The organism is Pseudoxanthomonas kaohsiungensis, from assembly GCF_010211765.1.
Lineage (GTDB): Bacteria > Pseudomonadota > Gammaproteobacteria > Xanthomonadales > Xanthomonadaceae > Pseudoxanthomonas > Pseudoxanthomonas kaohsiungensis.
This window is the reverse complement of the sequence record NZ_PDWO01000020.1, coordinates 21,001-42,788: the sequence shown is the minus strand read 5'-3', so window position 1 is coordinate 42,788 and position 21,788 is coordinate 21,001. Positions and strand designations below refer to the sequence as shown.

At 69.5% G+C, this 21,788-nt stretch carries 13 protein-coding genes; 8 read left to right on the top strand and 5 right to left on the bottom strand.

The features are described 5' to 3' along the window. Nucleotides 1-101: 101 nt before the first annotated feature. From CSC66_RS16075 to CSC66_RS16060, 4 genes are all read right to left on the bottom strand, one after another. Complete coding sequence (locus CSC66_RS16075) at nt 102-1,715, bottom strand: alpha-glucosidase (RefSeq protein ID WP_162378428.1); 1,614 nt, start codon at nt 1,713-1,715, stop codon at nt 102-104. A gap of 133 nt (nt 1,716-1,848) precedes the next feature. Next, nucleotides 1,849-4,587 (bottom strand): TonB-dependent receptor, encoded by a 2,739-nt coding sequence (locus CSC66_RS16070; protein ID WP_162378427.1) that lies wholly within the window; start codon nt 4,585-4,587, stop codon nt 1,849-1,851. Nucleotides 4,588-4,862: 275 nt separating this feature from the next. After that, nucleotides 4,863-6,953, bottom strand: coding sequence for a glycoside hydrolase family 97 protein (locus CSC66_RS16065; RefSeq protein ID WP_162378426.1), 2,091 nt, complete (start codon nt 6,951-6,953; stop codon nt 4,863-4,865). A gap of 8 nt (nt 6,954-6,961) precedes the next feature. Beyond that, nucleotides 6,962-9,694 carry an alpha-1,6-glucosidase domain-containing protein gene (locus CSC66_RS16060; RefSeq protein ID WP_238394429.1) on the bottom strand — a complete coding sequence of 911 codons (2,733 nt, stop codon included), beginning with the start codon at nt 9,692-9,694 and terminating at the stop codon, nt 6,962-6,964. A 330-nt stretch (nt 9,695-10,024) separates the two neighbouring features. Here CSC66_RS16060 and CSC66_RS16055 point away from each other — a divergent pair, with 330 nt between their 5' ends. Together CSC66_RS16055 and CSC66_RS16050 are read left to right on the top strand one after the other, a co-directional pair. Beyond that, nucleotides 10,025-11,512, top strand: a complete 1,488-nt coding sequence (locus CSC66_RS16055) for an MFS transporter (RefSeq protein ID WP_162378424.1) — start codon at nt 10,025-10,027, stop codon at nt 11,510-11,512. Next, nucleotides 11,509-13,158, top strand: a complete 1,650-nt coding sequence (locus tag CSC66_RS16050) for an alpha-amylase family glycosyl hydrolase (RefSeq protein WP_162378423.1) — start codon at nt 11,509-11,511, stop codon at nt 13,156-13,158. Before CSC66_RS16055 ends, CSC66_RS16050 begins: the two co-directional genes overlap by 4 nt. An 88-nt stretch (nt 13,159-13,246) precedes the next feature. Here CSC66_RS16050 and CSC66_RS16045 read toward each other — a convergent pair whose 3' ends face one another. Beyond that, entirely contained in the window at nt 13,247-14,284 is a 1,038-nt protein-coding gene (locus CSC66_RS16045; RefSeq protein ID WP_162378422.1) for a LacI family DNA-binding transcriptional regulator, read from the bottom strand. A gap of 352 nt (nt 14,285-14,636) precedes the next feature. Between CSC66_RS16045 and thrS the strand changes: the two genes are divergently transcribed. From thrS to pheT, 6 genes are all read left to right on the top strand, one after another. Next, the gene (gene thrS, locus CSC66_RS16040) at nt 14,637-16,541 is read left to right on the top strand and encodes a threonine--tRNA ligase (RefSeq protein ID WP_162378421.1); all 1,905 of its coding nucleotides are present in this window, start codon (nt 14,637-14,639) and stop codon (nt 16,539-16,541) included. Between the two features lie 63 nt (nt 16,542-16,604). Continuing rightward, on the top strand, nt 16,605-17,126 hold the full coding sequence (infC, locus tag CSC66_RS16035) for a translation initiation factor IF-3 (protein ID WP_162378439.1): 522 nt from the start codon (nt 16,605-16,607) through the stop codon (nt 17,124-17,126). A 472-nt stretch (nt 17,127-17,598) separates the two neighbouring features. Beyond that, nucleotides 17,599-17,796: a 50S ribosomal protein L35 gene (rpmI, locus tag CSC66_RS16030; protein WP_024868243.1), complete on the top strand. Its 198-nt coding sequence runs from the start codon at nt 17,599-17,601 to the stop codon at nt 17,794-17,796. 13 nt (nt 17,797-17,809) lie between these two features. Continuing rightward, nucleotides 17,810-18,169 (top strand): 50S ribosomal protein L20, encoded by a 360-nt coding sequence (rplT, locus tag CSC66_RS16025; protein WP_162378420.1) that lies wholly within the window; start codon nt 17,810-17,812, stop codon nt 18,167-18,169. Nucleotides 18,170-18,278: 109 nt separating this feature from the next. After that, entirely contained in the window at nt 18,279-19,289 is a 1,011-nt protein-coding gene (gene pheS, locus CSC66_RS16020; protein ID WP_162378419.1) for a phenylalanine--tRNA ligase subunit alpha, read from the top strand. 66 nt (nt 19,290-19,355) lie between these two features. After that, nucleotides 19,356-21,785: a phenylalanine--tRNA ligase subunit beta gene (pheT, locus tag CSC66_RS16015; RefSeq protein ID WP_162378418.1), complete on the top strand. Its 2,430-nt coding sequence runs from the start codon at nt 19,356-19,358 to the stop codon at nt 21,783-21,785. Nucleotides 21,786-21,788 lie beyond the last annotated feature (3 nt).

Sequence of the window (21,788 nt, the reverse complement as noted above, 5' to 3'; positions counted from 1 at the left end):
GCATGCGGATCGCGGGGGAGGCGCCCACGCTGCCGCGGTCGTGGTGAAACGACCGCGAAGGCCGCTGCGTGGCGGCCCATGCCCCCGTTACGCCAGCGCCGTCAGCCGTCGGTGGCGAAGAAGGTGCCGTGCGCTGGCAGGACGACGCCGTCGCCGTCCACTTCCGCGGCGGGCAGGCCATGGCCCAGCTGCTGGCGCCAACCGCCGGGCGGCAGGGTGAAGCCGGCCTGGCCCGGCGACAGGTTGAACGCGGCGAGCAGCCGCTGCCCGTCCACTTCGCGGACGAAGGCGAGCACGGGCTCGGGCGCGTCCAGGAACGCGATGCTGCCGGCCACCAGTGCCGGCTGCTGCTTGCGCCAGGCCATGAAGGCGCGGAACGCGTTGAGCACGGAGTTGGGGTCCGACTCCTGCGCGGCCACCGACAGCGCGCGGTGGGCATCGGGCACCGGCAGCCAGGGGCGGCCCGTGCTGAAGCCTGCATCGGCGCCGCCGCTCCAGGGCATCGGCGTGCGGCAGCCGTCGCGTCCCTTGAAGTTGGGCCAGAAGGTGATGCCGTAGGGGTCCTGCAGCGCTTCGAACGGCACGTCCGCTTCCGGCAGGCCCAGTTCCTCGCCCTGGTAGAGGCAGACCGAACCGCGCAGCGAGCAGACCATCGCCACCAGCATCCGCGCCAGTTGCGGCGAGGGGGCGTCGCCGCCCCAGCGCGTGACCGCGCGGCGCACGTCGTGGTTGGACACCGCCCAGCACGGCCAGCCTTCGGTCATCGCCGCTTCCAGGCGCGAGACCGTGTCGCGGATGTAGCCGGCGCTGAAGTCGTCGACCAGCAGCTCGAAGCTGTAGCCCATGTGCAGGCGGTTGCCGGAAGTGTATTCGGCGGTGGTGGCCAGCGAGTCCTCCGAGGAGATCTCGCCCAGGGTCACCGCACCCGGGTAACGGTCCAGCAGCGCGCGCACGCGCTCGAGGAAGGCGATGTTCTCCGGCTGGGTGTTGTTGTACCAGTGGTACTGGAACGCGTACGGGTTGTCGGCGCTGAAGCCGCGGCCCACGCGCTTGTCCGCCGGCTTGGGCGGGTTGTCGCGCAGCTGCGCGTCGTGGAAGCAGAAGTTGATCGAGTCCAGGCGGAACCCGTCCACGCCGCGGTCGAGCCAGAACTGGACGTAGTCCAGGGTGGCCTGCTGCACCTGCGGGTTGTGGAAGTTCAGGTCCGGCTGCGAGGACAGGAAGTTGTGCAGGTAGTACTGGCAGCGCCGCGGCTCCCAGCGCCAGGCCACGCCCCCGAACAGCGACATCCAGTTGTTCGGCGGGGTTCCGTCCTCGCGGGCGTCGGCCCACACGTACCAGTCGGCCTTGGGGTTGTCGCGGTCCTGGCGGCTCTCCCGGAACCATTCGTGCTGGTCCGAGGTATGGCTGAAGACCTGGTCGATCATCACCTTCAGGCCCAGCGAGTGCGCCTTGGCCAGCAGGCGGTCGAAGTCGTCCAGGGTGCCGAACATCGGGTCGACCGCGCGCTGGTCGGCGATGTCGTAGCCGAAGTCGGCCATCGGCGACTTGAAGAACGGCGAGATCCAGATCGCGTCGACGCCCAGCGAGGCCACGTAATCCAGCCGCTCGACGATCCCGGGCAGGTCGCCCACGCCGTCGCCGTCGGTGTCCAGGAAGCTGCGCGGGTAGATCTGGTAGATGACGGCGCCGCGCCACCAGGGGGAATGACTCATGGGGTTCGGTTCCGGTCTGGCCAGCGGGCCGCGCTCCAGGCGGGCCGAGCATGCGGAAAAGTGCCACCGCGCCACCACCGGGGTGGTGGCGCGGCGGAAACCCCGCCACGGGCGTGGCGGGGCGGGAGGGACATCAGAAGCGGTAGTTCACGCCGAAGGTGATGGTGCGGCCCCACTCGATGTACTCGAGCGGACGGTCCTTGCTGCCGGCGTAGGTCTGGTAGGCCTCGTTGGTCAGGTTGCTGGCCTGCAGCAGCAGGGTCATGCCGGCCAGGCTGCCGCTGCCGAACGAGTAGCTGACCTGCGCGTCGGTGATGTTCTCGCCGACCACGTAGCGCAGCGAACGGTTGCCGTTGAAGTTGCCGATCTCGCCGATGAAGTCCGAGCGGCGGCGCTGGTTGATGCGGGCCTCGAAGCCGTTGCGCTCGTAGTACAGGGTCCAGTTGTAGACGCGGTCCGACAGGCCCGGCAGGGCGATCGGATCGCTGCCCACGCTGGACGCGCTTTCCGGATCCAGGATCTCGATGCTGCTGTCGAAGAAGCTGGCGCTTGCGACCACGCCGAAACCGGTCAGCGCGGTGCTGAAAAGCTCGAACGGGATCGACGCGGTCAGCTCCAGGCCCTGCAGCGAGCCGCCCTCGCCGTTCATCGGCTGGGTGAAGTCGCCGATGCTGTCCGGCGGCATCGTGCCCGGCGGCGGCACGTAGTCGGCCAGCAGCTCGGAGAAGTCGTAGTCGTCGCGGGTCTGGGTGTAGATGTAGTTCTCCAGGTCCTTGTAGAAGTACGCGGCGGCCACGTAGGCCTTGGTGCCGAAGTACTTCTCGTAGGAGATGTCGAACGCATTGGCGCGCCACGGCTCCAGCTCGGGGTTGCCGCCGGAACCGCCCGGGCGGCCGGTGGCGGTGTTGACGCCGAACTCCAGCGAGGCGCGCATCTGGTCCACGCGCGGGCGCGCGGTCTGCTTGGCCAGGGCCACGCGCAGCATCTGCTCGTGCTCGAAGGCGAAGGCCAGGTTCATGCTCGGCAGCACGTCGGTGTAGGTCTTGCCCAGGGTGATCGGGCTGATCTCCTGGCCGGCCGGCTGGGTGGCGTCCCAGAAGTTGGCGTCGGAGGACTGGTCCACGCGCTGGACCTGCACGCCGACGTTGCCGGTGACGGGCACGCCGCCCCACTCGGTGTCGATGTCGGCCTGGACGAAGCCGGTGGTGATCTCCTCGTTGACCGTCCACGCCTTGGGGATCAGGTACGACAGGTTGTCGACCGGCTGGAAGTCCATGTAGCGCGCAACGGCGGCCGGCACGTTCCAAGACGGGATGTAGCCGACGCCGGCGAAGCCGAGGTTGACCAGGCCGTACTGCAGGTCCTCGCCGATCGCGATCGGGCCCTGTGCGCCGAGGTTGATGTTGCCTTCCGGCTGGGTCTTGTCCTTCTGGCGGTCGGCGTAGTTCAGGCCGACGTCGACGCCCGAGAGCCAGCCGCCGGCCGGGATCGTGCCGACCAGCCTGAAGGTCTTCAGCTCGTCCTCGACGCTGGGCACCTTGCCGTAGCCGGAGCCGTAGATGGTGTTGTTGAGGTAAAGCGCCGAGGGATCGGAGTAGTCGCGGCCGGGGGTCAGCTGCGAGAAGCCCGAACCCCTGACCAGCAGGTCCACCGAGTCCAGTTGCGGCATCGGGTACAGCTGTAGGTTGTTCTCCAGGTTGAGCTCGTCACGGGTGGCCTTGGAGTAGCCGACGTCGGCCACGACCGCGACCTGGCCGACGTTGAACTCGTTGAGCCAGCCGAACGCGTTGATCTCGTCCTCGCGCTTGTTGTACATGCCGCGCACCAGCGGATAGACGTTGTTCGCCGTGCCGCCGGTGAACGTATCGTTGCCGTTGGTGGTCACGCCGGTCAGCTGCAGGCCCGGGCTGTAGCCGCCGTTCCAGCCGCTGAGGTTGACCTCGAACTGGTTGGCGGTGTCTTCCTGCTCGGCCTTGGTATAGAACAGGTCCAGCGTGCTGGTCCAGGCGTTGGAGGGACGGAACTGCAGGGTGGCCATCAGGCCGTCGCGCTCTGCGTAGCCGGTACGGCGCAGCGCCTTGACGCCATCGGAGTAGTAAGTGCCGGCATCCACGCCCGGACGCCAGCCGTCGCCCACCGCCTGCCACGGCTCGTACCAGCCGACCTGGTTTTCCTGGATCGCGCCGTTGATGTGCGAGTAGCCGATCGCGATGCCGAAGGTGTCGTCGGCGAACTTGCCGATGTAGGTGGCATTGAGGCGATGGCCGTCGGCATCCGAGTTGGCTGCGGAGTCCAGCGAGTTGCGGCTGTAGCGGCCGCCGACCATCACCGCCGAGCCGTCGTAGGCCAGCGGGCGGATGGTCTGCATGTCGATGGTGCCCGACAGGCCCTGGCCGATCAGCGCCGCGTCGGGGGTCTTGTAGACGGTGACGCCGTTGACCAGCTCGGACGGGTACTGGTCGAACTCGACGCTGCGGTTGTCGCCGGTGCTGACCATCTCGCGGCCGTTGAGCAGCGTGGTGGAGAAGTCCGGCGACAGGCCGCGGACGCTGATCACCTGGGCGCGGCCGGCCACGCGCTGGGCGGCCAGGCCGGGCAGGCGCGCGATGGATTCGGCGATGCTGACGTCGGGCAGCTTGCCGATGTCTTCGGCCGAGATCGCCTCGACGATCGAGGTGGCGTCGCGCTTGGTCGAGATCGCGCCCTCGATGCCGGCGCGGATGCCGGTGACGACGATCGTGTCGAGCTCGGTCGCCTCGGCTTGCGTGTTCTGTTCGTCGCTGTCGACGGTCTGTGCATGGACGCCGCTGACGGTCAGCGTGATCGCCGACGCGAGCGCGACGCTCAGCAGGTTGCGCTGCAGGTTCAACATTTTCCCCTCCCAGGTAATGTCGGAAAATCTCGGGTTGTTGGTGTGCGGCCGGTGCCGTTTGTTGTTGTCGCGAAGCGCGCGGATGGCGGCGTTACGGTGCGAGGCTATGGTAGTGGCGCGTGGTGCGCCGGGAAGATGCCTGCATACGTATTCATTGCGTTATTCGCCGGACGAGGCCAGTGTCGCGTGCACGAAGAAGCGCCGCGCGGCATGCGTAGCGCATGTTGCTTTGCGTCATTGCGATGCCGGCGCGCGTCGCGCGCCGGCATCCTGGTTCAACGAACCGGCGAGTCCATCGGGACGAAGCGGATCGCCTGGCCTCCACCAGCGGCCAGGTGCAGGGGCAAGGTGTCGGTGCTTGTCACCTCGCGGGTTTCGCGGACGAAGTCGAACGGCGCGGTCTTCCAGTGCGCGCGCTCGCCGTCGCGGTAGATCTCGGCGCGATAGCGGCGCGCCGGATCGAGGAAGGTGAGCTCGACCCGGAGGTCGTGCGCCTGCTCGCCACCGGCGCTGCCGAGGAACCACTCCTCGGTGCCGCGCGCCTTGCGGGCGAAGGTCACGTACTCGCCGACCTCGCCGTTGAGCACGTGGCTCTCCTCCCAGTCCACCGCGACGTCGCGGATGAACTGCAGCGCGTCCGGATGCTCGGCGTAATGCTCGGGCAGGTCGGCGGCCATCTGGATCGGGCTGTAGAGCACGACATACAGCGCCAGCTGCTTGGCCAGCGTGCTCGGGATCTGCTGCCCGCCACGGCCCTTGAGGCTGACGATGCCGGGCGTGTAGTCCATCGGCCCGGCCAGCATGCGGGTAAAGGCCAGGGTCGCCTCGTGCTCCGGCGGGTTGGGCGGGTTGCCCCAGGCGTTGAACTCCATCCCGCGGGCGCCTTCGCGCGACACCCAGTTCGGATAGGTCCGGCGCAGGCCGGTGTCCTTGATCGGTTCGTGCGCATTGATCGCGATGTGGCGCTGCGCCGCCTGCTCGACCACGCGCAGGTGGTGGTTGCTCATCCATTGGCCTTCGTGCCATTCGCGCGAGACCGGTCCGCCGGCCTGGTCCTGGCGCTGGATGTCGCCGGCATCGCAGACATAGCCGGTCTTGACCACGTCCACGCTGTTGCGTGCGTACAGGTCGAGCGCGGCGGGCAACTGGCGCTCGTAATGGCTCACCGCGCAAGCGGTTTCGTGATGGCCGATCAGGTGCACGCCCTTGCCGGCGGCGTAATCCGCCAGGCCCTCCAGGTCGAAGTCCGCGGTGGGGCGGGTGAAGTCGAAGCCCCAGCCGTTGGCGAACCAGTCGCCGTCCCATCCAGGGTTCCAGCCCTCCACCAGCACGCCGCGGAAGCCGTTGGCGGCGGCGAAGTCGATGTATCGCTTCGTGTTGGCGGTGGTCGCACCGTGCTTCGGGCCGGTGCCCCAGGTTTCCTGCTCCAGGTGCAGCGACCACCACACCCCCACGTACTTGGCGGGGGTGAACCAGCTGACGTCGCCCAGGCGGTTGGGCTCGTTGAGGTTGAGGATGAGGCTGGATTCGGCCAGGTCGCCGGCGCGCGCGCCGACCTGGATCGTGCGCCACGGCGTGGCGAAGGGCATGGCGCGCACGACCGCCGTGCCGCGCGCGCCGCCGCCGGGAGTCAACGCGGCGCGCAGCACGCCGCCGTCGCCCTTGGCCAGGTTCATGCCGGCGTAGTCGACCAGTGCCGCTTCATGGATCGACAGGTGCAGGCCGTCGTCGGTGCGCAGGGTGAGCGGGGTCTGCGCCACGCCGATTTCGGCCAGCGGCGTGCGCGAGTACAGGTATTCCTCGCGGTTCCACTCGAACGCGGGGATCCACCAGGCAGTGGCCGGGCGGGCGATGGCGAACTCGGTCAGTTCCTGGCGGATCCGTACTTCGCCGTTCCCGCCATCCTGCTTCGGGAATTCGTAGCGGAAGCCGAGGCCGTCGTCATAGACGCGGAACACCACGTCGAAGCGGCGGCCTTGCTTGCGGCCCCCGGAGGCCTTCTCGGCGAAGCTCGCACGCAGCTCGTTGTAGTGGTTGCGGGTCAGGCGCCGTTCGCCCCAGGGCTGTTCCCAGGTCTCGTCGAAACTGCGGCTGGACTGGCCGGTCAGTTGCAGGTTGCGCTCCAGACGGCCGTCGCCAAGCAGGAAGCCCAGCCGCGACGGCGCGATCACCGGCTTGCCGCCGCGCTCGACGCGGTAGGCCAGGCGGTCTTCGTGCTGCGACTCCAGGGTTACCACCAGCGCACCGTCGGGCGATGCCACGCGGGCCAGGTCCTTGGCCGAGGCGTGCGCGCACAGCACAAGCGCGACGGCCGGCAGCAGCGCGCGCCAGCGGCGGAGGGGCAGGGCAGAGGGAAGGGAATTCATGGCGGTCATCACTCCAGGACGTAGACGACGGCGGTGCGTGGCGGCACGGTGAAGCGGCCGCGCGCGGGATCGAAGCGGGCCTTTTCGCGCGGGCGCGTGTCGGCCGCGCCTGCGGATAGATGCACCGGATGCAGCGTGTAGCGCTTGCCGCGCTCGGTGGGCAGGTCGAGCACCTGCGCCTGCGGCGAGACGTTGATCAGGTACAGGATCTCTTCGAAGCCCGCGCCGGCCAGGCCCCGGCCCTCGAGGTGCCCCGCGATCACCAGCGGATTCTGCGCCGGTCCCGTATTGGGGAAGGTCAGGCGCCGGGAAACCTCGGCCGCCTCGTCGAGGCGGAACAGCGACGAGCTAGCCCGGATCCGCAGCAGGTCGCGCAGCGCGTCGCGCGCAAAGGCGATGTCCGTGGGCGACGGTCGGATCGACGCATCGGCCAGGCGGGGTGCGATCCAGGGCCAGCTCGGTTCGTTGCCGCTGGCCGGCGGCAGGCCGGTGCCGAAATGGTTGTCGCCATAGGTCCATTCCAGGCGGTTGAACCAGTCGCCGGAGTCGAAACTGTTGCGGTCCATCGACTTGGAGCGCAGCGTGTCGATGCCCGCGTGGAAGTAGGCGACGCCCTGGCTGAACGCGGTGAACGCCATTCCCAGCGCCTGCACCCGCGCGCGATCGTGCGCGGCGGTGTCGCGCGGCAGGCGGAACGCGTTGAGGTCGAACAGGGTCTCGTTGTCGTGGTTCTCGACGTAGTTGACGACTTCGCCGGGCGCATGGGCATAGCCGGCCGGCTGGCCGTTGTAGTCGATCTCGTGGAGCGCGCGCGCGCTGCCATCGGCGGTGGTGAGCACGTAGTCGCGCAGGGTGCCGGCCAGGCCGACGCGCACCAGGTCGGCGCTGCGCAGCAGCTCGGCGCGGCCGAGCGCGGGATCGGCCAGCTCGTTGGGCGCGTAGACCAGGCCGTTGAGGTAGCCTTGGCGGGCGACCTTGTCGGCGCCGCTGTCGCCCGGGCCGCCGCCGCGCAGCGCGTCGCGGGCGCGGTCGGAGAACGTGCCGATGCCGCTGCCGCCCAGCGACAGCTGCGAGGCCTGGACGAAGCGCGCGCCGTCGGCGACCTCGCCGAAGTTCCAGCCTTCGCCGATCAGCTGCACGTGGCGCCCGGCCGCGGCGTCGACGCGGCGCTGCAGCGCTTCCATCGCCGCCCGCGGCTGGTGGCCCATCAGGTCGAAGCGGAACGAATCGATCCGGTAGTGGCGCACCCAAAGCTCGGCCGAATCGACCATCAGCCGCGCCATCATCCGGTGTTCGGTGGCGGTGTTCTCGCAGCACGTGCTGCGTTCGATCCGGCCGTCCGCATCGAGGCGGTGGTAGTAGCCGGGCACGATCCGGTCCAGCACCGAGCGCTCGTCCTGCCCGGCGGCGAAGGTGTGGTTGTAGACCACGTCCATGCCCACGCGCAGGCCCAGCGCATGCAGCGCCATCACCATCGCACGGAACTCGCGCACGCGCGCGGCGCCGTCGGCCGGGTCGGTCGCATAGCTGCCTTCCGGCGCGTTGAAGTGGAACGGGTCGTAGCCCCAGTTGAAGCAGTCCTGTGCCGCATGCGCCATCACTGTCGCCTGCTGCGAGGGGCTGTCTGCCGCGGCCTGCGGTACCTGTGGGGTGACGCAGCCGGCTTCGGGCACGCTGCCGAAGTCGTACACCGGCAGCAGGTGCAGGTCGGTCAGTCCGGCCTTCGCCAGTGCGCGCAGGTGCGCCATCCCGGCGCTGCCGCCGTCGGCGAAGGCCAGGTACTTGCCGCGGTGCGCGGGTTCCACGGTGGCATCGGCGATGGAGAAGTCGCGCACGTGCAGCTCGTAGATCGACATGTCCGTCTGCGCGCGCAGCGGCGCGGGGCGCGGGGCCGCATCCCAGCCGGCGGGCTTGAGCGCCGGATCGTCCAGGTCGGCGATGAAGCCTCGCCACGAGTCGGTGCCCAGGCTCACCGCGTATGGATCGGTGACCCGGTTGCGGACCAGGCCGGTCCCGCGGACGTGCACGTCGACCAGATAGTCGTAGTAGCGGCCGCGCAGGTCGGCCGGAACCGTCGCCGCCCACACCCCGGTCGCAGGATCCAGGCGCAGCGGTTCCCGCTTCCACGCCTGCCGCGAGTCGTCCGCGTACACGCATACCGAGGCCGCCGTGGCGGTCGGGGCCCACAGGGCGAAGCTCGTCGCCGTCGCGGTGGGATGGGCGCCCAGCCCCGGTTCGTCGGCCGCCGCCGCGTACAGGTCATCGAGCGCACCGGGCAGCTGCAGCCCGGTGGCGCGCAGCACGCGACCGGCCTGGTCGTGTTGCACGAGCACCAGCGACTGGCGAAGCAGGCCGCGCAGGCGGACGTCGTCCAGGTCCAGGGTGAGCGTCGGGCCGGGGGCGAGGTGGGCGAAACGCCGGCGGACGCCGTCCGGCAGCGACCGGTCGTCGGCAAGGATGTGCAGCGGAATCGCACCGTCGGCACCTTCGACTTCGCGTCCGCCGACGGCACGGATGCCGCCACCGTCGGCGTAGTACAGCGCGTAACGCGGCGTGGAAGCGCCGGCGCCGGCCGGCCTGTCCACTGCCGTTCCGGCCGGAGCGGGGCCGGGCCAGCGCAGGGTGCGCCGGTCGAGCCAGATGCCCCGCGCTTCGACCGGCGCATCGCGGTCGGCGACCAGGATGGACTGGAAGCCGGCATCGCAATCGGCCAGGGGCAGGGCGGCGGGGGCGGCGGCCACGCCGCACGCCGGCAGCCACAAGGCCACCAGCCAGCGTCGTGCGAACTGCCCGACGTGATCTGAAACGCGACGGCCTGCGCCGTTGCGTGTCCGATGCCGCATCCTGCCCTCCCAGGCATCATGTTTCTTCCCACGGCCAGCGCGGGCCGCGCGTCGCGCGGTCGTCCACTATTCACGCAGAGCCCGCGCCACGGCCACCCTCCAAGGCATGAATACGTATGCACCGGCTGGGCGCCGTCGCCGCCGCGCCTCTACCATGGCCGCGCCGTTGCGTGATCCCGCGCGTGGCATGACATCGCATCCGTGATTCCCGGAGGGGGGAACCGCTTGATGGAAAGCAGACCGCGCCTGTCGTTCTGGCAGATCTGGAACATGTGTTTCGGCTTCCTCGGCATCCAGTTCGGATTCGCCCTGCAGAACGCCAACGTCAGCCGCATCTTCCAGACCCTGGGCGCGGACATGGAGCAGGTGCCCGGCCTGTGGATCGCCGCGCCGCTGACCGGCCTCCTCGTGCAGCCGGTAGTGGGCTACTTCTCCGACCGCACCTGGACCCGCCTGGGCCGGCGCCGCCCGTACTTCCTCGCCGGTGCCATCCTGGCCACGCTGGCGCTCTTCGTGATGCCCAACTCGCCGGCGCTGTGGATCGCCGCCGGCACCCTGTGGATCCTGGACGCGTCGATCAACATCTCGATGGAGCCTTTCCGCGCCTTCGTCGGCGACCAGTTGCCGCCGTCGCAGCGCGCCAGTGGCTACGCGATGCAGAGCTTCTTCATCGGAGTGGGCGCGATCGTGGCCAGCCTGCTGCCGTGGCTGCTGGCCAAGGCCGGCGTCGCCAACACCGCCGGTCCCGGCGAGGTGCCCGACACCGTTCGCTACGCCTTCTACTTCGGCGGCGTGGTGCTGTTCGCCGCGATCGGCTGGACCGTGCTGCGCACGCGCGAGTACCCGCCGGAGGTGTTGGCCTCGTTCGACGACACGCCGGCGACCGATCCCATTGCCGCCAATGCCGCGGCCAGGGTGCCGACCGCCGTGGCGAGCGCCTGGCTGCTGGCCGGGCTGGCGCTGACCGCGCTGATCGCCCACCGCGGCTGGGACCGGATGTTGTACGTGCTGGCGGGCATGGCGGCCGCCTACGGCGTGCTGCTGTTCGTTTCGCGGGTGCTGCGACCGGGCAGCATGGTGCCGGCGATCATCGGCGACCTGCGGACGATGCCGCGGACCATGCGCCGGCTGGCGATCGTGCAGTTCTTCTCCTGGTTCGCGTTGTTCGCGATGTGGATCTACACCACCGCGGCGGTGGCCGGCACGCACTTCGGCAGCAGCGACCCGACTTCTGCCGCCTACAACGAAGGCGCCAACTGGGTCGGCGTCCTGTTCGCCGCCTACAACGGGTTCGCTGCCCTGGCGGCCATCGCGATCCCGTGGATGGTGCGCGCGCTGGGCCTGCGCCTGACCCACCTGGTCAACCTGTGGCTGGGCGCCGCCGGCCTGCTCTCGTTCCTGCTGGTGCGCGACCCGCAGTGGCTGCTGCTGTCGATGGTCGGCGTGGGTTTCGCCTGGGCTTCGATCCTGTCGCTGCCCTACGCGATGCTCTCCGACAGCGTGCCGGCGACCAAGATGGGCGTGTACATGGGCATCTTCAATTTCTTCATCGTCATCCCGCAGCTGGTCGCCGCCAGCCTGCTCGGCTTCCTGCTCAAGTCGCTGTTCGGCGGGCAACCGCTGTGGGCGCTGGTGCTGGGCGGGGCCAGCCTGGCCCTGGCCGGCCTGTGCGTGCTGGCCGTCCCCCGATTGGCCGCACAGGAGGCCCGCGCATGATCCGTCCGTCCGTACTGGCATCGGTCACCCTGGGGCTGGCGCTGGCCGGCCCTGCGTCGGCGGAAGAGGTCTACGGCACGCTGGAGCCGTTCGCGTCCGAGGCGATCTATTTCGTGCTGACCGACCGCTTCGTCAACGGCGACCCGTCCAACGATCACCGCGACCAGGGCGGCGAGCACCCGACCTTCGACGTCCCGCTGCAGCCCTGCGACGGCGTCACCGGCAACGTCGGCTACCTGGGCGGCGATTTCCGCGGCCTGCTCGACAATGCGGGCTACATCCGCGACCTGGGCTTCACCGCGGTGTGGACCACGCCGATCATCGACAACCCGGACCAGGCCTTCACCGGCGGCGACGAGATCACCTGCACCGGCTTCGGCACCGACCGCGGCAAGACCGGCTACCACGGCTACTGGGGCGTGAACTTCCACCGGCTGGACGAGCACCTGCCCAGCGCCGACCTCGATTTCGCCGGGCTGACCCGCGGCCTGCGCGAGGCTGGCCTCAAGACCATCCTCGACGTGGTCGGCAACCACGGCTCGCCGGCCTTCACCATGCCGGTGGCGCAGCCGCAGTTCGGCCAGCTCTTCGATGCGGACGGACGGCTGGTCGCCGACCACCAGAACCTGCCGCCGGAGAAGCTCGACCCGGAGAACAACCCGCTGCACCGTTTCTACAACACCCAGCCGGACCTGGTGCAGCTCAGCGATCTGAATGCCGACAATCCCGAGGTGATGGACTACCTCGTCGACGCCTACCTGCACTGGATCGGGCAGGGCGTGGATGCGCTGCGGATCGACACCATCCGCCACCAGCCGCTGTCGTTCTGGAAGACATTCTCCGACCGCATCCGCGCCGAGCACCCGGGCATGTACATGTTCGGCGAAGCCTTCGACGACGTCGCCGAGAACATCGCGCCGTTCACCCTGCCGGAGAACGGCGGCATCGCGGTGCTCGATTTCCCGATGAAGACGGCGATGGTCGAGGTGTTCGGCAGCGGCCAGGCCGGCTTCGAGCGGCTGGTCGACGCGCTGCATCTGGAGGACGGTCCCTACGCCAACCCGTACGACCTGGCCACGTTCTACGACAACCACGACATGCCGCGGATCGACGCCACCGACGCGGGCTTCATCGACGCTCACAACTGGCTGTTCACCGCGCGCGGCATCCCGGTGGTGTACTACGGCTCGGAAACCGGCTTCATGCGCGGCCAGCTGGAGCACGGCGGCAATCGCGCCTACTTCGGCCAGGAACGCATCGACGCGGCGCCGCAGAGCCCGATCCACCGCGACCTGAAGCGGATCGCCACGCTGCGCCGGGAATCGCCGGCATTGCAGCGCGGCCTGCAGCTGCCGGTGGAGCTGTCCGGCGACCGGGCCGCATTCTATCGCGTCTACCAGCACGACGGCACGGCGCAGACCGCGCTGGTGCTGCTCAACAAGGGCGACGCGCCGCAGGCGTTCACCGTATCCCGCTACCTGCAGCCGGGCACCTGGCGCGATGGGTTCAGCGGCGAGACGGTGACCGTCGGGCGCAAGCTGCGCGCCGACGTGCCGGCGCATGGCGTGCGGGTGTTCTTCCTGGACCAGCCGCTGACCCGCAAGGACCTGCGCGCCGAGCTGGCGAAACGGATGGCGACGGACTGACGCGCCGTGGCGTAGAGCGGGGCTTGCCCCGCTGCTCTGCGCCGCGAAGGAAAGAGCAGCGGGGCAAGCCCCGCTCTACGGAGCGGCGTCAGCCTGCGGTGGTGGAACTGGAGCCGCGCAGGACCAGCTTCACCGGCAAGGTCCGGCTTTCGACCACCTCGCCCTGGATCAGCCGGATCAGGCTGTCCACCAGCACTTCGCCGGCCTGCTTGGTGTCCTGTTGCACCGTCGACAGGCCCGGCTGCACGAAGCTGGCCATGGCGATGTCGTCGAAGCCGGCCACGGCCACGTCCTGTGGCATGCGCAGGCCCTGTTCGCGCAGGCCGTTCATCGCACCGAGCGCGATCAGGTCGCTGGCCGCGAACAGCGCGTCGAAGCGTGCGCCCGAGGCCAGCAGCGCGCGCACGGCCTCGTGGCCGGACTGCTCGGTCGTGATCGCGTCGACCTGCAGGGCGGGGTCGGGGGCCAGGCCCGCCGCGGCCAATGCCGCCGCATAGCCGCGCCAGCGTTCGAAGAACTCCGGGTAGTGGTCCGAGGCATGGCCCAGGAAGGCGATCCTGCGCCGGCCACCGGCCACCAGGTGCGCGGTGATGTCATGCCCGCCCTGGAAGTTGTCGCAGCCGATCGAGATCCCGGGCTCGCCGGGCAGGGCCGCGCCCCAGCGGACGAAGTGCGTGCCCTGGGCGACCAGCCGCTGCAGCTTGGACTCGGCCTCCAGGTAGTCGCCGTAGCCGAGCAGGATCAGGCCGTCGGCCTTGTGGCTGTCCTCGAAATCGGCATGCCAGTTGTTCGACAGCTGCTGGAAGGACACCAGCAGGTCGTATCCGCGCAGCGCGCAGGCGCGGGTGATCGAGCCGAGCATCGAGTGGAAGAACGGGTTGATCAGCGAGTCGTCCGGAGTCGGGTCCTCGAAGAACAGCAGCGCCAGGGTGCCGGACTGCTGGGCGCGCAGGTTGGAGGCGTTCTTGTCGACCTTGTAGTTCAGCTCGCGGGCGATGGCCAGGATCCGCTCGCGCGTCTCCGGGTTGACGGAGGGGCTGCCGCGCAGCGCACGCGATACGGTCGGCTGGGAAACCCCGGCCAGGTGGGCGATGTCCAGTGAGGTCGCCTTGCCCTTGATGGTCATGCCGGGCCCCCTCCGGGCCGGAATGCGAGGTGCAGGCGGCCATGATGCCATGCGCGCGGACCGGGTTTGCCCCGGCGGCCGGTCGCTGGGCTAGAATCCCCGCATCGCCTCCGGCACGGTGCCGGAGGCCAGGACTGCAGGGTGGCCCGCGGAAACGCCGGCCGAGCGTGCGACATGAGCACTACCACCGCCCACCACTAGCTCGCCGCCGAGGCCCCGCGATTACAGCCGGCGCCCTCGTGGGCGTTTTTTTATGCCCGTCCATGGGCAAGAGCCCGGCCATCCATGGACGGACTTTCCAGTGCAACAGCGCCGGCTCCGGCCGGGCGCGACAGAGACTTTCCCCGCTCCCATGATCACGATCACCCTTCCCGACGGCAGCCGCCGCGAGTTCGAAGCCCCCGTCTCCGTCATGCAGGTCGCCCAGTCGATCGGCGCCGGCCTGGCCAAGGCCACCGTCGCCGGGCAGGTCGACGGCCGCCTGGTCGATGCCAGCGACCTCATCGACCGCGACGCCACCCTGCGCATCATCACGCCCAAGGACGAGGAGGGCGTGGAGATCATCCGCCACTCCTGCGCCCATCTGGTCGGCCACGCGGTCAAGCAGCTGTACCCGGACGTCAAGATGGTCATCGGCCCGGTGATCGCCGAGGGCTTCTATTACGACATCTATTCCGAGCGGCCGTTCACCCCCGACGACATGGCCGCCATCGAAGCGCGCATGCGCGAGCTGATCGCGCAGGATTACGACGTCATCAAGAAGATGACCCCGCGCGCCGAGGTCGTGGACGTCTTCAAGGCGCGCGGCGAAGACTACAAGCTGCGCCTGATCGAGGACATGCCGGAGGACGTGACCGCGATGGGCCTGTACTACCACCAGGAGTACGTGGACATGTGCCGCGGCCCGCACGTGCCCAACACACGCTTCCTCAAGGCGTTCAAGCTGACCCGCATCTCCGGCGCCTACTGGCGCGGCGATGCGAAGAACGAGCAGCTGCAGCGCATCTACGGCACCGCCTGGGCCGACGAGAAGCAGCTCAAGGCCTACATCCAGCGGATCGAGGAGGCCGAGAAGCGCGACCACCGGCGCATCGGCAAGCAGCAGAACCTGTTCCACCTGCAGGAGGAGGCGCCGGGCCTGGTGTTCTGGCATCCCAAGGGATGGTCGGTGTGGCAGGTGGTGGAGCAGTACATGCGCCGCGTGTACCGCCAGACCGGCTACGGCGAGGTGCGTTGCCCGCAGATCCTGGACGTGTCGCTGTGGCAGAAGTCCGGCCACTGGGACAACTACAAGGACAACATGTTCTTCACCGAATCGGAGAAGCGCACCTACGCGATCAAGCCGATGAACTGCCCGGGCCACGTCCAGGTGTTCAACCAGGGCCTGCACAGCTACCGCGACCTGCCGATCCGCTACGGCGAGTTCGGCGCCTGCCACCGCAACGAGCCCTCGGGCGCGCTGCACGGCATCCTGCGCGTGCGCGGCTTCACCCAGGACGACGGCCACATCTTCTGCACCCCGGACCAGGTCGAGGCCGAGGTCCGCGCCTTCCACGAGCAGGCGCTGAAGGTCTACGCCGATTTCGGCTTCCAGGAGATCCAGATCAAGATCGCCCTGCGCCCGGATTCGCGCCTGGGCGACGACGCGACCTGGGACAAGGCCGAGGATTCGCTGCGCTCGGCCCTGCGCGCCTCGGGCGTGGAGTGGCAGGAGCTGCCGGGCGAGGGCGCCTTCTACGGGCCCAAGATCGAGTACCACCTCAAGGACGCCATCGGCCGGACCTGGCAGCTGGGCACCATGCAGGTGGATTTCATGATGCCCGGCCGGCTCGGCGCCGAATACGTGGACGAGAACAGCCAGCGCCGGCACCCGGTCATGCTGCACCGGGCCATCGTCGGTTCGATGGAGCGCTTCATCGGGATCCTGATCGAGCACCACGCCGGTTCCTTCCCGGCCTGGCTGGCCCCGGTCCAGGCGGTCGTGGCCAACATCACCGACGCCCAGGCTGAATACGTGGCAGAAGTCCAGAAAACCCTTGCGAATCAAGGCTTCCGGGTCGAGGCCGATTTGCGCAACGAGAAGATCGGCTTTAAGATCCGCGAGCACACGCTGCAGCGGGTGCCGTACCTGCTGGTGGTCGGGGACCGCGAGAAGGAGAACGGCGCCGTGGCGGTGCGTACGCGTTCCGGGGAAGATTTGGGCACAATGTCGGTGTCCGCGTTCGCCGAGACGCTGCGTTCGCAAGAGTTGGCGTAATACCAGACAGGGAGTGGCCGGCCGCCGCCGGCCTCCCCACATTCCACCCCTGGAGACCGAAACATCAGTACCCCAGAGAAACAAAACCGGAAGAACGGCGAAATCCGCGTCCCGCGCGTGCGCGTGATCGGGTCCGACGGCGAAATGATAGGCGTGCTGTCGCGCGACGAAGCGCTGCGCATGGCCGAAGACGAGGAGCTCGACCTCGTCGAGATCCAGCCCAACGCCGATCCGCCGGTCTGCAAGATCATGGACTTCGGCAAGTTCAAGTTCGAACTGCAGAAGAAGGCCAACGAGGCCAAGAAGAAGACCAAGCAGGTCGAGATCAAGGAGCTCAAGTTCCGTCCGGTCACGGACGAGGGCGACTACCAGATCAAGCTGCGCAACATGCGCCGCTTCCTGGAGGAGGGCGACAAGGTCAAGGTCAACATCCGCTTCCGTGGCCGCGAGATGAGCCACCAGGAGCTGGGCCGGCAGATGGCCGCGCGGATCGAAGCCGACCTGGGCGACGATATCGTCATCGAATCCCGCCCGCGCCTGGAAGGGCGGCAGATGGTCATGATGATCGCGCCCAAGAAGAAGTAACCGCGCCGGCGCCATGGCAGTGGAAGAAGGGGCGCCGAGGGCGCCCCTTCCCGTTTCGGAGTTCGCCTGCAAGGTCGCCAGGGGCCGGCGCGCCACGGTGCGCGTTCCCGGGCTGTGCAAGCAGGGATGGCGTGTCGCCCTGGTCCGCGCCGCACCCGGCAGAGGCGGTCAGGGCGTTGAGGCCTGCGCTTGCGCAAACGGGAGCCCGGCGCTCGCGCTTTCCCCTGGCGCTCCGGGGACGTCCTGCGCCGGCGGCTCCTCGCGGAACCTCCTGATTTGCAAAGAAATCCGGCGGCCGGCATAATGCGCGGCTCCGGTTCGCCGGAGAGGGTTGGCAACGACCCTAGGACCCGTCGTGTTCCCCTTGGGAATCAACGACTTACCGACCGGTGTGGGCATGGATGGAAAGCGTGGTCAGTGCCTCGGCACGCCACCGCCCGCGCCAGTGACAGTTCCCATCAAGGACACAGCAATGCCCAAGATCAAGACCAACCGGGCGGCGGCCAAGCGTTTCCGCAAGACCGCGTCCGGCAAGTTCAAGGCCGGCCACGCCAACCGTAGCCACATCCTCACCAAGAAAGCGACCAAGCGGAAGCGCAACCTGCGGCAGACGAACCACGTCCGCGCCGAGGATGCCGGCCGCCTGACCCGCATGCTGCCGTATCTCTGAGGAGGACTGACCAATGGCACGAGTCAAGCGTGGCGTCCAGGCACGCCGCCGTCACAAGAAGGTCCTCGACCTCGCCAAGGGCTACTACAACGCCCGCCGCAAGGTCTTCCGCGTCGCCAAGCAGGCGGTCATCAAGGCGCAGCAGTACGCCTACATCGGCCGCAAGCAGAAGAAGCGCAACTTCCGCTCGCTGTGGATCACCCGCATCAACGCGGCTGCCCGCAGCAACGGCCTGAGCTACAGCCGTTTCATGAACGGCCTGCTCAAGGCCGGCATCACCCTGGACCGCAAGGTGCTGGCGGACATCGCCGTGCACGACGCTTCCGGGTTTACGGCGCTGGCCGAGAAGGCGAAGAGCGCCCTGGCGGCCTGAGCCGCCTCTCCACCGTAAAAGTGGCACTGGACGGCTCGCCGTCCGACACGTGGGGAAGGGCGCGAGTCCTTCCCCATTTGTTTTTCCGAACGCCGGAACCCGGAACCCCATGAGCGAATTCGAATCCCTGGCCGCGCGCGCGCTGGCCGACATCGCCGCCGCGCAGTCGCCCGACGCACTGGAAGCCCTGCGCGTGGGACTGCTGGGCAAGCAGGGCAGCATCACCGCCCAGCTCAAGCAGCTGGGCACCCTGCCTGCCGACCAGCGCAAGGCCGCCGGCGAAGCCATCAACCGGATCCGCGACGAGGTCGGGCAGGCGCTGTCCGCGCGCAGGGCGGTGCTGGAGGAAGCCGCGCTCGACGCGCGCCTGGCCGGTGAGGCCATCGACGTGACCCTGCCGGGCCGCGACGGGCAACGCGGCGGCATCCACCCGGTGTCGCGCACGCTGGAGCGGATCGCCGAAATCTTCGGCAGGCTCGGCTACGAGCTGGCCGACGGTCCGGAGATCGAGGACGACTGGCACAACTTCGAGGCATTGAACTTCCCGCCGCACCATCCGGCGCGCGCCATGCACGACACCTTCTATTTCGGTGACGGCCGCCTGCTGCGCACGCACACCTCCGGCGTGCAGGTGCGCTACATGGGCGAGGCCGTGGCCGATGGGAGCGGGCCGCCGCTGCGGATGATCGCCGCCGGCAAGGTCTACCGCAGCGACAGCGACCAGACCCACTCGCCGATGTTCCACCAGGTCGAGGGCCTGCTGGTCGACGAGCACGCGACCTTCGCCGACCTCAAGGGCACCCTGGCCGAGTTCGTGCGCGCCTTCTTCGAGCGCGACTTCCAGATGCGCTTCCGCCCGAGCTATTTCCCGTTCGTGGAGCCGGGCGCCGAAGTCGACATCGCCTGGCAGCAGCCGGACGGCAGCGTGCGCTGGCTGGAAGTGCTCGGCTGCGGCATGGTCCACCCCAACGTGCTGCGCAACTGCGGCATCGACCCGGAGCGCTACACCGGTTTCGCCTTCGGCCTGGGCGTGGAGCGTTTCGCGATGCTGCGCTACGGGGTCAACGACCTGCGCGCGTTCTTCGAGAACGACGTGCGGTTCCTGCGGCAGTTCGCCTGACCGCTACGACGACGGACCCTTCGACATTCACGGCGGGCCAGGCCCGCCCCACGGAACGCGATCAAGATGAAATTCTCCGAGAACTGGCTGCGCAGCCACGTGCCCACCTCGGCCAACCGCGACGGGCTGGCCGCCACGCTCACCGCGATCGGGCTCGAGGTCGAGGAAGTGACCGCGCTGGGCGATGGGCTGGCCGGCGTGGTGGTGGCGCGCATCGTCGAGGCGGTGAAGCACCCGGAAGCCGACCGCCTGCTGGTCTGCCAGGTCGACATCGGCGGCGACGCGCCATTGCAGGTCGTCTGCGGCGCGCCGAACGCGCGGGCGGGCCTGGTCGCGCCGCTGGCCACCGTCGGTGCGAACGTGGGCGGCATCGCGATCAAGGCGGCCAGGCTGCGCGGGGTGGAATCCAACGGCATGCTCTGCTCGGCCAGGGAGCTGGGCCTGGACGCCGACGCCTCCGGCCTGCTCGAGCTGCCGTCCGATGCGCCGGTGGGCGCGCCGCTGGCCGACTACCTCGGCCTGCCCGACGCCAGCATCGAGATCAAGCTGACCCCCAACCGCGCCGACTGCTTCAGCGTGCGTGGCATCGCCTATGACGTGGCCGCCGCGCTGGCCAGCGAGGTCGCACCGCTGGACATGGCGCCGGTGCCGGCGCAGGGCGATGCCGCCATGGACGTCGTGCTCGAAGCGGGCGGGCGCGTGCCGCGCTTCGCCGGCCGCGTGGTCGAGAACGTGGACGCCACCGCGCCGACCCCGGTGTGGATGGCCGAGCGCCTGCGCCGTGCCGGCGTGCGCCCGATCAGTTTCCTGGTCGACGTCACCCAGTACGTGATGCTGGAGCTGGGCCAGCCGATGCATGCCTTCGACCGCGACGCGCTGACCGGCCCGGTCGTGGTGCGCCCGGCGCGCGCGGGCGAGCAGCTCAGGCTGCTGGACGGGCGCGAGGCGGCCCTGGACGACGACTTCCTGGTCGTCGCCGACAGCCACGGCGGCCGCGCCGCGCGTGCGGTCGCGCTGGGCGGGATCATGGGCGGCGAGGCGACCAAGGTCACCGAGGCCACCCGCAACGTGTTCCTCGAGGCCGCGCACTGGGTCCCGTCGGCGATCATCGGCCGCAGCCGCCGCCTCGGCCTGCATACCGACGCCGGCCACCGCTTCGAGCGTGGCGTGGATCCGGAGCTGCCGCGCATTGCGGTGGAGTATGCGACGCGGCTGATCCTGGACATCGCCGGCGGCGTGCCCGGTCCGCTGACCGAGGCGACCCTGCCTGGCCACCTGTCGGCGCCGGCCGCGATCGGCCTGCGCCGCGCGCGCGTGGCGCGCGTGCTCGGCATCGAGATCGCCGATGCCGAGATCGAACGCATCCTGCGTGCGCTGGGCATGCAGGTCGCCGCGAGCGGCGATGGCTGGCAGGTGACCCCGCCCAGCCGCCGCTTCGACATCGCGATCGAGGAGGACCTGGTCGAGGAACTGGCGCGCATCCACGGCTACGACCGGCTGCCGACGACCCTCCCCGGCGGGCCGGCGCGCATCGTCGTGCCGAGCGAAACCCGCCTGGCCGAGGCCGATATCCGCCGCCAGCTGGTCGCCCGCGACTACCTGGAGGCGATCAGCTTCGCCTTCGTCGAGGCCGACCTGCTGCGGACCTGGGGCTGTGCCGACGGCACCGTGGCGCTGGCCAATCCGCTCAGCGCCGAGCTGGCGGTGATGCGTCCGCGGCTGCTGCCCGGCCTGGTCGACGCGCTGGCGCGCAACGTGTCGCGGCAGGCCGGGCGCGTGCGCCTGTTCGAACTCGGTCGCACCTTCGCTGCGGCCGACCCGTCGTCGCGTGCGCCGGGCGGTCCCGATCCGGCGCCGCGGGAAACCCGCCGGCTCGCGGCGGTTGCCTGTGGCGACGCCCGCGCCGAACAGTGGGGCGAGGCGTCGCGCCGGGTCGACTTCCACGACCTCAAGGGCGATCTCGAATCGCTGGCGGCCGCCTCGGGTGCGGTCCTGGAGTTCCGTCCGTCGGCCGAACCGTTCGGCCATCCCGGCCGCAGCGCGGACGTGTACCGCAGCGCCGCGGAAGGCGAACCGGTGCGCCTCGGCTGGATCGGCCAGCTGCACCCGCGCCTGCAGCTGGCCCTGGGCCTGGACGTCGACGTGGTCGCCTTCGAGCTGGACCTCGAGCCCCTGGAGGCGCGGGCCTTGCCGCATGCCGAGGCGCTGTCGCGCTTCCCGGCCGTGCGCCGCGACCTGGCCTTCGTGGTCGGCCTGGACGTGGCCTGGTCCGACCTGGCCGCAGGCGTCCGCCGCGCCGCGGGGCCGGTCCTGCGCGACCTGCTGCTGTTCGACCGCTACCAGGGGCCGGGCGTTGAATCCGGTTGCAAGAGTCTGGCTATGGGCTTGATTTTGCAGGACAACACGCGCACTCTGACCGACCAGGACGCGGATGCGGTCGTGGCTCGCGTGGTCGCCGAACTGGGCAGCGCGCACGGCGCGCGGATCCGCGGCTGATAC

Coding starts and splice junctions, on each gene's coding strand:
- rpmI (WP_024868243.1), top strand. CDS start 17,599: ATGCCCAAGATCAAGACCAACCGGGCGGCGGCCAAGCGTTTCCGCAAG.
- pheS (WP_162378419.1), top strand. CDS start 18,279: ATGAGCGAATTCGAATCCCTGGCCGCGCGCGCGCTGGCCGACATCGCC.
- CSC66_RS16045 (WP_162378422.1), bottom strand. CDS start 14,284: ATGACCATCAAGGGCAAGGCGACCTCACTGGACATCGCCCACCTGGCC.
- rplT (WP_162378420.1), top strand. CDS start 17,810: ATGGCACGAGTCAAGCGTGGCGTCCAGGCACGCCGCCGTCACAAGAAG.
- CSC66_RS16070 (WP_162378427.1), bottom strand. CDS start 4,587: ATGTTGAACCTGCAGCGCAACCTGCTGAGCGTCGCGCTCGCGTCGGCG.
- CSC66_RS16075 (WP_162378428.1), bottom strand. CDS start 1,715: ATGAGTCATTCCCCCTGGTGGCGCGGCGCCGTCATCTACCAGATCTAC.
- thrS (WP_162378421.1), top strand. CDS start 14,637: ATGATCACGATCACCCTTCCCGACGGCAGCCGCCGCGAGTTCGAAGCC.
- CSC66_RS16050 (WP_162378423.1), top strand. CDS start 11,509: ATGATCCGTCCGTCCGTACTGGCATCGGTCACCCTGGGGCTGGCGCTG.
- CSC66_RS16065 (WP_162378426.1), bottom strand. CDS start 6,953: ATGAATTCCCTTCCCTCTGCCCTGCCCCTCCGCCGCTGGCGCGCGCTG.
- pheT (WP_162378418.1), top strand. CDS start 19,356: ATGAAATTCTCCGAGAACTGGCTGCGCAGCCACGTGCCCACCTCGGCC.
- CSC66_RS16055 (WP_162378424.1), top strand. CDS start 10,025: ATGGAAAGCAGACCGCGCCTGTCGTTCTGGCAGATCTGGAACATGTGT.